11 protein-coding genes are annotated in these 16,566 nt (G+C 63.2%); 7 read left to right on the forward strand and 4 right to left on the reverse strand.

What is annotated here, in order from left to right; translation table 11 throughout:
• Nucleotides 1–10 precede the first annotated feature (10 nt).
• Nucleotides 11–6,328 (forward strand): Hpt domain-containing protein, encoded by a 6,318-nt coding sequence (locus E5678_RS20865; RefSeq protein WP_168708625.1) that lies wholly within the window; start codon nt 11–13, stop codon nt 6,326–6,328.
• Nucleotides 6,329–6,389: 61 nt separating this feature from the next.
• Here the strand turns inward: E5678_RS20865 and E5678_RS20870 are convergent, their stop codons facing one another.
• The gene (locus tag E5678_RS20870; protein ID WP_136180306.1) at nt 6,390–7,907 is read right to left on the reverse strand and encodes a deoxyribodipyrimidine photo-lyase; all 1,518 of its coding nucleotides are present in this window, start codon (nt 7,905–7,907) and stop codon (nt 6,390–6,392) included.
• 71 nt (nt 7,908–7,978) lie between these two features.
• Here E5678_RS20870 and E5678_RS20875 point away from each other — a divergent pair, with 71 nt between their 5' ends.
• From E5678_RS20875 to E5678_RS20900, 6 genes are all read left to right on the forward strand, one after another.
• Nucleotides 7,979–8,569, forward strand: coding sequence for a YqgE/AlgH family protein (locus tag E5678_RS20875; protein ID WP_136180307.1), 591 nt, complete (start codon nt 7,979–7,981; stop codon nt 8,567–8,569).
• Nucleotides 8,570–8,571: 2 nt separating this feature from the next.
• Nucleotides 8,572–9,009: a Holliday junction resolvase RuvX gene (gene ruvX, locus E5678_RS20880; RefSeq protein WP_136180308.1), complete on the forward strand. Its 438-nt coding sequence runs from the start codon at nt 8,572–8,574 to the stop codon at nt 9,007–9,009.
• A complete protein-coding gene (gene pyrR / locus E5678_RS20885; protein WP_210731956.1) occupies nt 9,006–9,533 on the forward strand; it encodes a bifunctional pyr operon transcriptional regulator/uracil phosphoribosyltransferase PyrR in 528 nt (175 codons plus the stop codon). Before ruvX ends, pyrR begins: the two co-directional genes overlap by 4 nt.
• Nucleotides 9,534–9,538: 5 nt before the next feature.
• Nucleotides 9,539–10,501 carry an aspartate carbamoyltransferase catalytic subunit gene (locus E5678_RS20890; RefSeq protein WP_136180310.1) on the forward strand — a complete coding sequence of 321 codons (963 nt, stop codon included), beginning with the start codon at nt 9,539–9,541 and terminating at the stop codon, nt 10,499–10,501.
• Between the two features lie 139 nt (nt 10,502–10,640).
• Nucleotides 10,641–11,978, forward strand: coding sequence for a dihydroorotase (locus E5678_RS20895; protein WP_136180311.1), 1,338 nt, complete (start codon nt 10,641–10,643; stop codon nt 11,976–11,978).
• Nucleotides 11,975–12,724 carry a lysophospholipid acyltransferase family protein gene (locus E5678_RS20900; protein WP_136180312.1) on the forward strand — a complete coding sequence of 250 codons (750 nt, stop codon included), beginning with the start codon at nt 11,975–11,977 and terminating at the stop codon, nt 12,722–12,724. Before E5678_RS20895 ends, E5678_RS20900 begins: the two co-directional genes overlap by 4 nt.
• A 34-nt stretch (nt 12,725–12,758) precedes the next feature.
• Here E5678_RS20900 and E5678_RS20905 read toward each other — a convergent pair whose 3' ends face one another.
• From E5678_RS20905 to E5678_RS20915, 3 genes are all read right to left on the reverse strand, one after another.
• A complete protein-coding gene (locus tag E5678_RS20905; RefSeq protein ID WP_136180313.1) occupies nt 12,759–13,091 on the reverse strand; it encodes a chaperone modulator CbpM in 333 nt (110 codons plus the stop codon).
• Entirely contained in the window at nt 13,088–14,062 is a 975-nt protein-coding gene (locus E5678_RS20910; protein WP_136180314.1) for a DnaJ C-terminal domain-containing protein, read from the reverse strand. The genes E5678_RS20905 and E5678_RS20910 overlap by 4 nt, the downstream gene beginning before the upstream one ends.
• A gap of 108 nt (nt 14,063–14,170) precedes the next feature.
• Nucleotides 14,171–16,549 (reverse strand): alpha/beta hydrolase fold domain-containing protein, encoded by a 2,379-nt coding sequence (locus tag E5678_RS20915; RefSeq protein ID WP_136180315.1) that lies wholly within the window; start codon nt 16,547–16,549, stop codon nt 14,171–14,173.
• Nucleotides 16,550–16,566: the final 17 nt, after the last annotated feature.

The raw sequence follows: 16,566 nt of genomic DNA on the forward strand, positions 1-16,566 counted from the left end.
TTCCACAGACATGCTCGATTCCACCAACGACCGGTCGCCTGCGGACACTCCGCTGGCCGATCTGGGTCCGCTCGCATGGGTCTTTGATGAACTGCGCAAGTCGCTTGAGGCGGCCAATAAGGCTGTCAAGCGTTTTGTCCGGGAGTCGGAGCAGTCGCGTCAAAACGACCTTGAGGGCGCCGACCCTGCCTCCTTGCGGATGGCCCGCCAGCAACTGCACCAAGCCGTGGGCGCTCTGGAGATGGTGGGCTTGTCCGCCCCTGCACAGGTCTTGCGAGGTATGGAGGCTGCGGTTCAGCGGTTTGTTCAGCGACCCCAGACTTGCACCGACGAGGCGGCACTGACGGTGGAACGCGCGGGCTTTGCGCTGATCGAATACCTTCAGGCGGTGCTCAACAACAAGCTGGTGCAACCCTTGGCGTTGTTCCCGCAGTACCGTGATGTGCAGACCCTGGCAGGCGCCGAGCGCGTGCATCCTGCCGATCTCTGGACTTTTGAAAACAACCGCCAGGAAATGGCTGCCCCTGAGGTTGCCAAGCCGATGCATCCCGAGCCTGGTCTGCGGGCCATGTTCGACAAGCTGGTGTTGTTGTTGGCCAAGACCGAGAGCCCGACGGCATCGCAACAGCTGGCCCGACTGTGCGGGGGCTTGTCGGCAGGTGCAGAGCAGCCACGGGTGCGCACGTTCTGGCGTGTGGCAGCGGGTTTCTTTGAGGCCGTCAACCAGCAACGTCTGCCCAACGATGTCTATGTGAAGCGTGCCGCGTCGCGCGTTTTGTTGCAGTTTGCGGGTGTGGCCAAGGCGAAGGGCAACGCTGAGGTGTCCGAGACCCTGCTGCGAGACCTTTTGTTTTTCTGCGCTCAGGCCTCGATGGAGCGTCCCGCACCAGCACCTTTGCTCACTGCGGTGCGTGAGGCGTTTGGGTTGAGCCAGATGCGGCCGCTGAATTACTCGGTGGTGACACTGGGCCGGTTCGATCCTTCGGTTTTGGCCCAGGCGCGCAAGCGCATAGGCTCGGCCAAGGAGTCCTGGTCGCTGTTCACCGGAGGGGACGTCAACCGCATTCGCCAGGTGATGGATCAGTTTGGCCTGATCGCTGACTCCCTGATCAAATTGCACCCCACCAGCACGGCGCTGGCCCAAGCCCTGGTGAAGGCTGTGGAGCAGGCGACGCGAGAGCGCAGCAGCACCATGGTGCGTCCTGAGTTGGCCATGGAAGTGGCCACGACCACGCTGTATCTGGAAGCGGCGTTCGAAGATTTCGATCCGAATGACCCTGGGTTCGTGCAGCGAACGCAGGCTTTGGCCAAACGGTTGGACGGCGTGATCCAGGGTGCCCAGGCCGAACCCCTGGACCCCTGGATGGAGCAGTTGTATCGCCGGGTTAGCGATCGCCAGACCATGGGCAGCGTGGTCGGTGAGCTCAAGATCTCCATGGGCGAGGCTGAGAAGTCGCTGGATCAGTTTTTCCGCATGCCTCAAGAAAAGGGTTGCCTGCATGTGGCCGCCGCCCAGTTGAGCCAGATGCGCGGCGTACTGTCGGTTCTGGGCCTGGATCAGGCGGTGCAGACGGTCAATCGAATGCGTCAGACCGTAGACGAAATTCTCGATACCGAAGTTGATGAGGCCAAGGCCCGCGAGGCCGGGACTTTCCAGGCTTTGGGCAATAACCTGAGTGCGTTGAGCTTCCTGATTGACATGCTGAACTACCAGCCAGCGCTGGCCAAGAAGCTGTTTGTATTTGACGAAGCGTCTGGTGAGTTGCGTCCATTGATGGGGCGTACCGCCCACATCATGCCGCCCACCTTGACCGAAGAAGCACGTGTCATCAGTGCGGGCGTACAACAGGTCGTGGCCGATGCCCAGGGTCCTGTGGACCTGGCCAACCTGAGCGATCAGCTGGGTAGCCTGGCAGACAAGGCTGCGTTGGCCGAGCAGACCGGCGTGGCCAAGGCCGCCCGCGACGCTGCCCAGGCTGTGATGAGCAACGATGCCGAGAGTGGCGCTCATGCGCTGGTGGGTTTGTCAGAAACAACGGGCTCACACGCTGAAGAACTCTCAACTTCCGTGTCGGTGGATGGGGGAGACGATGAGGATGATCTGCAAGACATCTTCCTGGAGGAAGCGCGAGAAGTCGTGACCGTCGGCCTGGAGGCGGTGGGCTTGCTCAGAGGCGATGCAAGTGACCTGGAGCAGCTCACCACTTTGCGGCGCGCATTCCACACCCTCAAAGGCAGTTCCCGCATGGTCGGACTCACCGAGTTTGGTGAGGGGGCCTGGGCACTCGAGCAGCTCTTCAACGGCGTCTTGGCGGAGCAAATTCCGGCCGAGGGCGCTTTGCTGACTTTGGCTCAGGAAAGCTTGATGGCGTTTGGCCGTTGGGCCGACGACATAGACCAAGGTGTGGATGCTCAATGGCGCGCCAAGCCCTTTGTTCAAGCCGCGGAAGCCTGGCGTGAGTCGGGCGTCTATCAGCCTCTGGACTTGCCTTCGTTGCAAGGCGAGACAGACGCCGACGCCGAAATCGCAGCCATGCCTGCGACAGGCGCACCAGAGGCAGGCAGCCTGGTTGACGGCGCGGCGGGCGGGGAAGCCGATGGCGCAATGGATGCCGATGCTTCGAATCGGCCTGACGCAGATGCGTCCGCCCAGGGCGATGAAACCCTCAGTGCTTCAGAGTCCTTGTCGACGGACACCGAAGACGAAATCGAGCTGGTCTCGCCACCCGAGATCACCATTGAGGTCGATGAACCGCTGGATGGGCTCGGTCTGGATGTTTCAGAAGGGTCCGACGGGACCTCGATGGTGCCGGTCGAAGAGCCCCAGGAGCTGCCAGAGGGCGAGCCCTGGGAGCGGGAGTTTGCCGAAACCGCAACCTCGAATCTTGAGGAGGTTCGTCCGCAAGACGGCAACCCGCTTGAGGAAGGCGCCGATCTGGAAGCCTTGCTGGAAGACCTGGATTTTTCTTCACCATCAGATGCGGCTGCGGATGAGCCGTCGAATTCGTCGATCACCGTTGACTCAGAGGACGAACTGCCGGCGCTCGACGCATCGGGGCAAGCCGACGTCGCTACAAACGAATTGTCCCCTGCGACCGATGTCTTGCCGTCCATGTTTGACGCCATTTCACTGGACCTGGACGACCTGCCACCGCTCGACGCCGAGGGAAAACACGAACCAAAAGCGGAGCCCGAAACCACCGAGGTGTCGACCGAATCAGCAGCCCCGCAGACTGGAATGCCGCTGGTGGAAGCCGCTGCGGCAGCTTCAGAGGAAGTCCCAGACGACCAAACGCGCCAGATTGGCCCCTTGCGCATTGGAATCAAACTCTACAACGTGTACCTCAATGAGGCAGACGAATGGTCGCGCCGATTGGTGAACCTGTTGGGCGAATGGCTGCTGGAACACCACGAACCCTTGCCCGATCAGGCCGAGGGCCTGGCCCACTCGCTGGCGGGCAGTTCTGCCACGGTGGGTTTTCAGCCCCTTTCTGGGATTTCCCGGGCCCTGGAGCACGCTTTGGGTGCCGTGGCTTTGCATCAAACCGACGGCACTGTCGCCACCCGTCCGCAGGCGCAGTTGTTTGTTGACTCGGCCGAAGACATTCGCCGGTTGTTGCACCAGTTTGCGGCCGGCTTCTACAAGGAGCCTCAGCCCGAGTTGCTGGAGGCTCTGGATCATCTGTTGCACGAGTTGCCCGCAGGCAGTGGTTCGGACCTCGACATTGAGCTGCTGTCCCAATGGGACGCAGAGGGCGCTTCTGCTCAAGACCCGGTGATTGACCGGGTAGACGACGCCGTGCCCTCTGCGTTTGCGCCGCCCGATTTCAATCGATCGAGCTATGTCGATGCGCCCACCGAGTTCGCGCCATTGCCCTCAGAGCCAGAAGTGTCTGGGCCAGTGCAGGATATCGATGACGACATCGATGTGATGGACACCATCGATGTGGATCTCTTCCCCATCTTTGCCGAAGAGGCGCTGGAGCTTTTGCCCAAACTGGGTGCTGCTCTGCGCCAATGGGTCGCTCGCCCGGACAACGCCAGTGCGCGCTCCGAAGTGCTGCGCAATTTGCACACACTCAAAGGCAGTGCCCGGTTGGCCGGCGCCTTGCGCTTGGGCGAAATGGCGCACCGCATGGAAACAGACGCTGAGCGTCTGGGATCCGATGTTCAAAGCAGTACAGACGTTGAGCCACTGCTGACGGCTTTTGATGCCTTGGTTGCACGCTTCGAATTGCTGCGGCGCATGGATCCCGAGGCGCAGGGGCTGGAGCCCGTGGCGGTGCCAGACCTGCCCACCCATGTGGTGTCGGTGGCGCCTGAACGTGCAATGCTGGATGGTGCGGCGTTTGTGCCGGACCCAGAGGTATCGGAAACGCCATCTGTGGTGCAGGCTGGGCCTGGGCTGACTGGGCTGTCATTGCCACAGGCTCCCAAAGCTGCGCTGGCGCGGGCGGGTGCTGCGGTGCGCGTGCGTCCAGAGCTGCTCGATCGCCTGGTCAACCAGGCTGGTGAGGTGATCACGACGCGTTCGCGGATGGAATCGGAAATGGTCACGGTACGAGGTTCACTCAAAGACCTCACCGGTAACCTGGATCGTTTGCGCCAGCAGTTGCGTGATCTGGAACTGCAGGCTGAAACCCAGATGCAATCCCGCTTGGCGCAGGCCCGGGACTCTGAGCTTTCGTTTGACCCGCTCGAATTTGACCGCTTCACGCGTGTTCAGGAACTGACCCGCATGATGGCGGAGTCGGTGAACGACGTGGCCACGGTGCAGCGCAACCTGCAGCGTGCGGTGGAAGTGACCGAAGATGGTCTGGTCGCCCAGGCGCGCCAGACGCGGGAGTTGCAGCGCGATCTGCTCCGCACCCGCATGGTGGAGTTTGAGGGTATTTCCGAGCGCCTGTACCGTGTGGTGCGGCAGGCTTCCAAGGAAACCGGCAAACAGGTTCGTCTGGACATCAGCGGTGGCCATATTGAAATGGACCGGGGTGTGCTGGACCGGATGACCGCAGCCTTCGAACACCTGTTGCGCAACAGCGTGGTGCATGGCATTGAGTCGCCCGAGGACCGTCTGGCCGCTGGCAAGTCGGCCGAAGGTGCGATCGACATTCGGCTGGCGCAGGAACTCAACGATGTGTCCGTGGTGTTCCAGGACGATGGTGCTGGTTTGAATCTGGTCCGCCTGCGCGAAAAAGCGCAGGCACAAGGCTTGGTGCCCAGCGGCGCAGTGCTCAGCGATGCCGAAGCCGCCCAGTTGGTGTTTACACCAGGGCTGAGCACCGCAGCCGAGGTGACATCTTTGGCCGGTCGTGGCGTGGGCATGGACGTGGTTCGAAACGACGTGGTCGCACTGGGTGGACGCATTGAGACGTCAACCCAGCCCGGCCAGGGCACAGAATTCAAGCTGGTGTTGCCGCTGACGACCGCCGTTACGCAGGTGGTGATGGTGCGAGCCGGCGGGTTGACTCTCGGGGTGCCCTCGACGCTGGTGGAGCTGGTCCGCCGTGTGAGTGCCAACGATCTGGCGCAAGCCTACGCCAAGAATACCCTCACGGTCGGGGACGAAGAGGTTCCTTTCTATTGGGCGGGGGCGTTGTTGCAGCTGTCGGCCCGCACGACAGAGCCGCAAGGCCGCACCTTGCCCGTGGTGATTTTCCGAAGCGCGGCACAGCGTGTGGCCATGCACGTCGACGAAGTGCTGGGCAACCAGGAAGTGGTGGTCAAGAACCTGGGTCCGCAGCTGTCTCGATTGCCTGGCCTGGCAGGGATGTCTGTGCTGGCTTCGGGCGCCGTGGCGTTGATCTACAACCCGGTGGCGCTGGCAACGGTGTACGGTGCCCGTGTCCAAAGTTGGCGAGATGAGCAGGTCAATGCGATCGCACAGATTGGAATGGCCGCTGGTTCGCCTGCGTATCCGGCCGTCGAGTCCATGCCCAGCGCGGTGCCGATGGTTCTCGTGGTCGACGACTCGATCACGGTGCGTCGCGTGACGCAGCGCCTGCTGCAACGCGAGGGTTACCGCGTGACGCTCGCAGCCGATGGTCTGCAGGCCCTGGAGCGTTTGCAGCAAGAGCTTCCGACCGTGGTGTTGTCCGACATTGAAATGCCGCGCATGGACGGCTTCGACTTGGTGCGCAACCTGCGGGCTGATCCGCGCCTGGCCAGCTTGCCTGTGATCATGATCACTTCGCGCATTGCCGAGAAACACCGCGAACACGCCAGGGAATTGGGTGTGGATCACTACCTGGGCAAGCCTTACTCGGAAGACGAGTTGCTGGCCTTGATTGGGCACTACGCCCAGCTGGCCGCGGACGCGAACGCCTGACGCCTGGCTGGCTGGCTAGGCGCCTGCGCGGCAGAGGATGCTCCTTCTGCCGCGCAGGTTCCTAGGTCGCCGCTTTTCGAGTGGCGGCTTGGCTGGTCGGCTTTTTGACCACGGCATAGCGGAGCAAGGTGCGCTCCCGTGCCTCGGCATGGTCGACGATGGGGCGGGGGTAGTTTTGGCCAAGGGTCAGCCCCCCTTCGGCGAGATCCAGTTCCCGAGCTTTCCAGGGGGCATGAATGGCTACATCGGGCATATTGGCGAGTTGAGGCAAGTAGCGCCGGATGAATTTGCCTGACGGGTCAAAGCGTTCGCTCTGGGTGACCGGGTTGAAAATGCGGAAATAGGGCTGTGCATCGCACCCGCTGGAACTGGCCCATTGCCAACCGCCATTGTTGGCCGCCAGATCAAAGTCGATCAGGTGGTCTGCGAAGTACTGTTCGCCCCAGCGCCAGTCAATCCCCAGGTCTTTCACCAGAAAACTGGCCACCACCATGCGCAGGCGGTTGTGCATGTAGCCGGTCTGGTTGATCTGCGCCATGGCGGCGTCCACCAGCGGGTAGCCGGTGCGGCCTTCGCACCAGGCGGCAAACAAAGACTTGGCGTGTTTGCCGTGTTCAAACTTGATCTGGTCGTATTCGGGCTTAAAAGCCTGTCCGACCACGTGCGGGTAGTTGGCGAGGACCTGGTGGTAGAAGTCGCGCCAGATCAGCTCGGACAGCCAGGTGCTGGCACCTTGCATGCCCTGCACATGCATGGCGTAGGCAACTGAAGCAACCTGGCGGATGGAGATGGTGCCAAAGCGCAGGTGCACGCTGAGGTAGCTGGGGCCCTTGACCGCAGGGAAGTCGCGGCTGGCGTGGTACCGGTCGATGCGTTCCGCAAAATCTTCGAACAGCTGGTGGGCACCCTGAGCCCCGGTGGGGACCTTGAGTTGGGACAGATTGGTGGTTTCAAAGCCCATGGCGCTCAAACTGGGCGCCGGAGCGTTCCAGGGCGCCCGCACCGGAGCGAGTGATTCCGCGTAGCGCGCGACCGGATAGGATTTCAGGTGAAACGGCTCCAGATTTTTGAGCCAGGCGTTTTTGTAGGGTGTGAAAACCCCGAACGCATGACCGGCCTGGGTGAGTACCTCGCGGCGCTCAAACACCACATGGTCCTTGTAGCCATGGAACATGATGCCCTGGTGGGCCAGGGCGCCCAGCACATGGGCATCCCGGGCATGGCTTGCCGGCTCATCGTCGTGATTGGCAAACACCGCCTGAACTTGCAGCGCCTGCGCCAATTCAGGAATGGCGTCCTGAGCACGTGCGTGGCGAACGATCAGGCCCACGCCTTTTGCGCCTTCGGCCCGGCCCAGCGCCTGCAGGCGGGTATCGAGCTCGGCCAGCGATCGGTGTATGAACTCCACCCGGCGGTCAGCCTGCAGCCCGCGTTCCAGCAGGCCATCGAGAATGTCGGTGTCGAACACAAACACACACCACACCTGTCGGCAGGCCTTGAGTGCGTGGTACAGAGCGGCGTTGTCTTCCGTTCGCAAATCGCGTCGGAACCACATCAGACCTTTGTCATAACTGTTCATGGCTGGGGGCGGCTTGGAGTGCTCAGAGGTGTTCATCGGCGCGACCAGGGTGGGCCGCTTAAAATCTGCTCATGCCTCCTGATTCTGACTCCATCAATCTGACCAATCATTTTTTGATTGCAATGCCCAGCCTCAGTGATGAGCTTTTCAGCCGCAGTGTGGTTTTCATGTGTGAACACAGCGAGCGTGGCGCGCTGGGCCTGGTGATCAACAAGCCCAGCGACATCCTGTTGCCCCGGCTGTTTGAAAAAGTCGATCTGCTCATGGGGCGCGACGACCTTCTGAATGTGCCGGTGTTCCAGGGTGGCCCAGTCCAGACCGAGCGGGGTTTTGTACTGCACGAAGCCATTGACTGCGGCGATGGTGAGTCGGTTTATGCCTCGACCCTCAGCATCCTTGGGGGCCTTGAAATGACGACCTCCAAGGACGTGCTGGAAGCCATGGCTGCCGGGGCCGGCCCCCGCAAGGTGTTTGTGACGCTGGGCTATGCCTCCTGGGGTGAGGGGCAGCTGGAGTCTGAAATCACGGAAAACAGCTGGCTCACGGTGGAGGCCGATCCCAAGCTGATTTTTGACGCGCCTGTGGCGGAGCGCTATGACCGTGCCATGGCCTTGCTGGGCTTGCAGCCCTGGATGCTGTCGCCTGACGCAGGTCACGCTTGATCATGCCGTCTCCCAGCCCGGTCGAATCGCAGAACGCAGCGGTGCAGGTACCTGCACGGTGCCAGCGCTTTCTGGCATTCGACTACGGCCTCAAGCGCACCGGCGTGGCCAGTGGCAATCGGCTCACGGGCAGCGCCACACCCCAGTCCACCATCGCCGCTGCAGGGGATGCGCGCCTGGCCGAGATCGCGATGCGCTTGAAAACGTGGGAGCCCGACGCGTTGGTGGTCGGCGTGCCATATCACCCCGACGGCGCGGCGCATGAAAATACGGCGCGCGCCTTGAAGTTTGCCCGGCAGCTGCGCGGGCGGTTTGGACTGCCTGTTTATGAGGTGGACGAGCGTTACAGCACCACCGAGGCCCTTGCCCAGGGGGCCAAAGATGCCGACGCCGCGTCGGCCTGCATCATCCTGGAGCAATTTTTGAGGAGCTTGTCTTGACTTCATCGATCCCGCTTGACGCCGAGGCGTTGTACACCGACCTGCGGGACGGCGTACAACGGCTCCTGGCAGCCACGCCACAGCCGGCCTATCTCGCTGGCATCACATCGGGGGGGGCCTGGCTGGCGGAACGGCTGCAGCGCGATCTGGGGTTGCCGGGCGCGGCGGGGGTGATTTCGTCCAGCATGCACCGCGACGACTTTGCCCAGCGCGGATTGGCCATGAGCGCGCAGACCGCTTTGCCCTTTGACGTCAATGGGGCCCACGTGATTCTGGTGGACGATGTGCTCTATACCGGGCGCACCATCCGTGCCGTGCTCAACGAGCTCTACGACTATGGCCGTCCGGCCACGGTGCAGCTGGCGGTGATGGTGGACCGCAGTGGGCGCGAACTGCCCGTCCAGGCCAATGCTTCCGCCACCACGGTCACCTTGCCCGACGACCAATTGCTGGAACTGGCCCGGGATGAGGCCAGCGGGCTTCTGAGCTTTGTGCTGGAAAACAAGATCCGAACAGGGGCCTGAACACCATGCAGCACCGCAAGAACCCCCAGCTCAACAAGAACGGCGAGCTGATTCATCTGCTCTCCACCGAGGGTCTGTCGCGCGACATTCTCACGCAAATCCTCGACACCGCCGGCAACTTTGTGAGTGTCAACGACCGCGAAGTGAAAAAGGTGCCGCTGCTGCGAGGCAAAAGCGTGTTCAACCTGTTTTTTGAGAACAGCACGCGCACACGCACCACCTTTGAGATCGCCGCCACGCGCCTGAGCGCCGATGTGATCAACCTGGACATCGCCCGAAGCTCAACCGCCAAGGGCGAATCGCTGATCGACACCATCGCGAACCTCAGCGCGATGGCGGCCGATATTTTTGTGGTGCGCCACAGCGAGTCGGGCGCGCCCTACCTGATTTCGCAGCATGTGGCGCCCCATGTGCACGTGGTCAATGCCGGTGACGGGCGCCATGCGCACCCGACCCAGGGGCTGCTGGACATGTACACCATACGGCACTACAAGAAGGACTTCACCAACCTGTCGGTGGCCATTGTGGGTGACGTGCTGCACTCGCGTGTGGCGCGATCCGACATCCATGCCCTGACCACTTTGGGTGTGCCCGATGTGCGGGTGGTCGGCCCGCGCACCCTGGTGCCCAGCGACATGACCCACATGGGTGTGCGCGTGTGCCACACGCTGGAGGAAGGCATCCGGGACTGTGATGTGGTGATCACGCTGCGCCTTCAGAATGAGCGCATGAGTGGTGCGCTGCTGCCCTCCAGCCAGGAATATTTCAAGAGCTTTGGCCTCACGGCCGAGCGCCTGCGCTGGGCCAAGCCCGACGCCATCGTGATGCACCCCGGGCCGATCAACCGCGGCGTTGAGATCGATTCGGCGGTGGTGGATGGTGCCCAGAGTGTGATCTTGCCCCAGGTGACTTTTGGCATCGCCGTGCGCATGGCTGTCATGGGCATCGTGGCCGGCAACGAAGCATGAGCATGGTCCCCAAGCTCCACCGCTGCGCGGGTCGCTGCCTCCCAGGGGGGCTGGGCCTGCCGTGGGGCGGCCCGGCGGCTGACCCGGTGGCCCCCACACTGCGCCGCGGTGACCAACCGCTTTTGCAAAGAGAGCTTTCATGAAAATCCTGATTCAAAATGGCCGTGTGATGGACCCGGCCACTGGGCGCGACGAGCTGGCCGATGTGGCCATAGCCGCCGGCCGCATCATCGCCATGGGCCAGATCGCGGCCGACTTCCAGCCCAACCGCACCATCGATGCCGCCGGTTGTGTGGTGGCCCCGGGCCTGGTGGATCTGGCGGTGCGTTTGCGCGAACCGGGCCAGGAACACGCGGGCATGCTCGAGAGCGAAATGGGCGCGGCGGTGGCGGGCGGTGTGACCTCGCTGGTGTGTCCACCCGATACCGACCCGGTGCTGGACGAGCCCGGCTTGGTGGACATGCTGAAATTCCGCACCGAAAAGCTGCACCAGTCGCGGGTGTTTCCGCTGGGCGCCCTGACCCGGGGCTTGCAGGGCGAAGTGCTGACCGAAATGGCCGAGCTCACGGAGTCGGGCTGCATCGGCTTTGGCCAGGCCGAAGTGCCGATTGTGAACACCCAGGTGTTGCAGCGCGCCTTGCAGTACGCGGCCACGTTTGGCTACACCGTGTGGCTGCGGCCGCAGGATTTTTACATGGGCAAAGGCGTGGCTGCCAGCGGTCCGCTGGCCACCCGCATGGGCCTCTCGGGCATCCCCGTACTGGCCGAGACGATTGCCTTGCACACTTTGTTTGAGGTGATGCGCGCGGCTCAGGGCAAAGGCAAAGCCAACGATGGCAAAGGCGCTCGCGTTCACCTGTGCCGCATCAGCAGTGCGGCCGGTCTGGAGCTGGTGCGCCAGGCCAAGGCCGATGGGCTGCCGGTGACTTGTGACGTGAGCGTGCACAACCTGCACCTGACCGATGTAGACATTGGCTATTACGACAGCCGCTTGCGCCTGCAACCGCCAGTGCGCCAGCAGCATGATCGCGATGCCTTGCGCCAGGGGCTGGCTGACGGCAGCATCGATGCGCTGGTGTCGGACCACAACCCGGTATCGGCCGATGCCAAGCTGCTGCCGTTTGCAGAGGCCGAGCCTGGCGCGACGGCGGTTGAGTTGTTGCTGGGTCTCTCAGCCAAGTGGGCGCGGCAGGACGGCCTGGGCTTGATGCGAGCCCTCGCCGTGCTCACCAGCGGGCCGCAAGCCGTTCTCGGCAACAGCCTGGGGACCCTGCAGCACAGCGTGGGCCAGCTGAGCGTGGGTGGTCAGGCCGATCTGTGCATTTTCGATGCGGACCGAAGCTGGCGCATTGAGCCCACGGCCCTGCGCAGCCAGGGTAAACACACGCCATTTGGTGGGCACGAGCTGCCCGTTGCAGTGCGTGCGACGCTGGTGGGTGGGTATGTGGCATTTGATGCCCACGCTGCGGCTGCATGAACACCCAGCGACCTGCTTTGGCGGTTGTGTGGCGCATGGTGCTGGCGACGCTGCATGTCTTGAAGGGTTTGTGGACCATCCGCACACGCTTTGCCAAACTGACTGCTGAGGAGCGTACGGCACGCGTGCACGTGTGGTCGCGCGAAGTGGTGCGTATCCTGGGTGTGAAGCTCATCGTGCACGGCGACGTGCCCGCCCAAGGGCCCGCGTTGGTCGTGGCCAATCACGTGTCGTGGCTGGATATCCTGGTGATGAATGCGGTGCAACCGGCGCGCTTTGTCTCCAAGTCGGATGTCAAGCGCTGGCCGCTGCTGGGCAGCCTGATCACGGGTGCGGGTACTTTGTACATCGAGCGCGAAAACCGGCGCGATGCCATGCGTGTGGTGCACCATGTCGCAGAGCGCTTGCAGGCCAACGATTTGATCGCCATTTTTCCGGAAGGGACCACCGGCGATGGGGCTTCGCTGCTGCCGTTCCACGCCAACCTGTTCCAGGCGGCGATCGCGGCTCAGGCGCCGGTGCTGCCTGTGGCGCTGTGCTATGTCCACGCTGGCACGCCGTCGCGCCATGATGCCCCGACCTATATTGGTGATACGTCGCTGGTGGCCTCCATGTGGGCCACGCTGCGGGCCACCGATGTGCAGGCGGTGGTGCACTTTGGATCCCCGCAGCGGGCGCTGGGGCGGGATCGGCGACGCTGGGCGCAAGACGTGCGCGCCACGGTCGGGGACATGCTTCGGGCTTGAAACCCGGTGGCCATCGGTTGCGCACCCATTCAGCTCAGCCCACATCCTTGGCCGCGTGCGGCTGGGTCACCAGCTGGGCGCGCAGCGTCTCGACCTCATCCAGCAATTGGAGTGCCACGGCTGCACCGGGCAGGTTGACGCCGAGGTCCCGATGCAGGCGCCAGGCCACCGACACGTGATGAACCTGGACAGCGGTGAAACGCCAGCTTTCCGGAGCTTGGCCTTGCGCGGGTTCGATCACCCCTTCTTCGAGCATTTCCAGAATGAACGCACTCTGCACCGAGCAGGTGCGACAGAGGTCTTCCAGTGTGAGCGAGTCGTCCTGGGGCGCGAGGTCGGATGCATTGGTTTGCAGGGGTGTGTTCATGACGTGGCTCCCAGTTGCGATCTTGGGTTGAACGAGGGAAATTCCTTGGCCATGTTGTCGTACATGGCTTTGGCTGCATCGGTGTTGGCCGGCGGCAAGGCAATTTTCAGCACAAAGTAAAAATCTCCCGGCGTTTTAGCGGGAATCCCGCGTCCCTTGAGGCGAAGTTTGCGTCCTTCGCCAGAGCCCGCAGGCACGGTGAGCGCAACCGGGCCGCTTGGGGTGGGCACCTCGATGGTGGCGCCCAGTGCGGCCTCCCAAGGGGCCACAGGCAGATCCAGGTAGACATCGTGTTTGTCTACGCGGTAGTGTTTGTGGGGCAGAAAAGCGACTTCCAGGTACAGGTCGCCGGCCTCACCCTGACCCATGCCCGGACCGCCCTGACCGGCGAGACGGATGCGTTGGCCGGCTCGAACACCGGGCGGAATGGTGAATTCGATGGGGTGCTCGCGCATGACCACATGGCCTTGTGCGTCCATCGAAGGCATTTGCAGCGTGACCTTGCGGGACCCACCGTGGTAGGCCTCTTCCAGGCTGATCTGGATCTGCGCGTGGCTGTCCTGCCCCTTGGCATTGAAGCTGTGACCCCGGGGTGAACCTCCACCGCCGCCGCCGCCCTGGCTGGCGCGGGCCTGGCGAAACAGGGATTCGAAGAAGTCGCTGTGGTCGTCCGCCCCCCGGCCATCAAACCCGCTGCCGCCGGTCTCGAAGCCGGCATTCCAGTCGGGTGGCGGCTGGAAGTCCTGGCCACTTTTCCAGTTGGCGCCCAGCCGGTCGTAGGCGGCGCGCTTCTCCGTATCCTTGAGCACGTCGTAGGCTTCGCCCACTTCCTTGAAGCGCTCTTCGGCATTCGCTTCTTTGCTCACATCCGGGTGGTATTTGCGTGCCAGTTTGCGGTGTGCACGCTTGATCTCGTCTTGTGAAGCGCTGCGCTCCACGCCCATGATCTTGTAATAGTCTTTGTATTCCATGCGGTGCCTTGGTCCGTGATCAAACGCTGCCTCGCCTTGGGCGAAGAGCCGCTTTCAATGTACGTCGAAAGCCGACGGAAAAACCGGGCCTGCCAGCCGTCTTTTGACTCAGGTCAACGTGTAGTCGGTCAGGTTGGGGTGGCGCACTGCGCTCACGTATTCGGCGGTGAAACCGGGGAACAGGGCCACGATGCGGCCGCCCTCCATGCGGTACCAGCTGCGGCATTGTGCCCAGACCGAGTCGCCCAGCCGGGCTTGCAGCGCTGCATTGTGGGCCAACTGAATTTCGGGTTTGACAGCGATCCAGCGGTGGTTGCCACTTCGCACCGCCTGCATGCAGGCGATGGCGTGTTGCACCTCCGGCTCGATGTACAGGAGGGTGGAGGTGTGGCCGGTGGCTGTGTTGGGACCCAGCATGAGGAACAGGTTGGGGAAGCCAGCCACGCTCACGCCGTGGTAAGCGCTGGGGCCGGAGTGCCAGGCCTGCTGCAGCGTCTGGCCACCCAGCCCCGTGACCTTCACGCCTGAGAGCAGGTGCACGGCGTCAAATCCGGTGGCACAGACCAGCACATCCACTGGGTGCTTTTGCCCGTCGGTGGTGAGGATGCCGTCGGGTGTGATGCGCTCGATAGCGGCGGTGATCAGCTCCACATGGGGCCGACCCAGAGCCGGGTAAAAATCGTTCGAGTAGATGATGCGTTTGCAGCCCAGGGGATAGTCTGGCGTGAGTTGGTCCCGCAAATCCGGATCGCTGATCTGGCGCCGTTGGTGGGCCGACGCCGTCTTGAGCATGCCCTTGCGCGCCAATGTGCCTTCGTCAAAGCCCCGGCGTCCCCACTCCAGCACTTGCGTCCAGGTCCAGCGCACAGCCGCTGCATAAGGGGGGCAGTGCGCAAGGGTGCGGTCGAGGGCGTTGTAGCGACGGTCCAGACGCGGCATGACCCAGTTGGCTGTGCGCTGGAAAACCATCAGCTGGCCAGCAGTTTTCGAGATCGGCGGGATCAGTTGCGAGGCGGTGGAGCCGGTGCCGATGACAGCCACGCGCCGCCCGGCAAGGGCCACTCCGGCATCCCAGCGCGCGGAATGCAGGCGCTGCCCCTGGAAGTCGTCCAGACCAGGGATGTCGGGCCAGCGCGGCTGGCTGAGCGGCCCGGTGCTGCAGATGAAAAAACGCGAACGCAGGGTGTCGCCACTTTCGGTCTGGAAATGCCAATGGCCGCTGGTTTCGTCAAAACGGGCTTCGGTGAGCCGGGTGTTCAGCCGCAAGTGGGCGAGCAAGCCGTGGCGCTCGGCCAGGGACTGCTGGTAAGCCTGGATTTCAGGCGCACTGGCGAAGCGGCGTGTCCAGTTCGGGTTGGGCGCAAATGAAAACGAATACACCGGCGCGGGCACATCCACATGGGCGCCCGGATAGATGTTGTCCCACCAGGTGCCGCCCAGTCCGGGCTGCTTTTCCAGGATCACAAAGTTGTGTTGACCGGTGCGCTGCAGCTGGATCGCCATGCAGATACCCGACATGCCCGCGCCCATGATGACCACGTCGTGTTCGCTGTACCGGGGCGCTTGTGCGTTCTGAACTGTCTGCAGCGCAAATCGGGTCAGTCGATGGATGGCGGCATCGGCGCTGTCCAGTACCCCACCATGGAGTTGAAATACGTGCCAGCGGTGCTCGGTGATGTCCAGGGTGCTTGGCACGCCAGCGATTTCCAGAGCCGCATGCAGGTCCAGGGCCTGTCCGTGCAGCATTTCATCTGTGCCCGCCTGGATCAAGGTGGGCGGTAGGTCGCGCAGATGGGCATGCAAAGGAGAGGTGAGCGTCTGTCTGGGGTCGCCTCCATTCAGGTAGAAACCAGCGCAAGCCTGGGCCCAGGCCGGGCTCAGTATCGCTTCGCCCCGCACGGGCAGGGGCGGGGGATCGGGCATCACCACGTCGCTCCAGGGAGAGAGCAGGAGCAGGGCGGCAGGCCGGGGTCCGCTGGCGTCGCGCAAAGCCAGGGCCGTGGCCAACGCCAGACCGCCGCCGGCCGAGTCGCCTGCAATGACCACGGGGCCATCCCGGTGCAGTGCGCGAAAGGCCGCCAAGGTGTCATCCAGCGCCGCGGGAAAGGGGTGATCGGGAGCGAGCCGGTAGTCCAGTGCGAACACAGGCAAGCCGGTGAACTTCGCGAGGCGAGCGGTGAGCGAGCGGTGTGTGGCAGGGGAGCCCAGGCAGTAGGCGCCCCCGTGCAGGTACAAGATGCAGCCCGGTTGTACTGCATCGCCATGCGCGCGCCGCAGCCATTCGCCTGGCACGCCCCCAGCGGCGCCCGCTTCGACCGTCACGCCGTGCGGGACCAGGGTGGTTTTGGCGATCAGCGACAACCAGCGGCGCTGGAAGGCGATAGAAAAACGGGGGCTAAAAACCGGCTTGAGCAGCAGGCGCAGGCTGGTGCGCAGCACGCCCGCCTTGCAGGCTTCAAACCAGCCGCTGGGGCGGAAACTGGCCATGCGTGTATTCCCCTGTA

This window comes from Hydrogenophaga sp. PAMC20947 (assembly GCF_004795855.1).
GTDB lineage: Bacteria > Pseudomonadota > Gammaproteobacteria > Burkholderiales > Burkholderiaceae_C > Hydrogenophaga.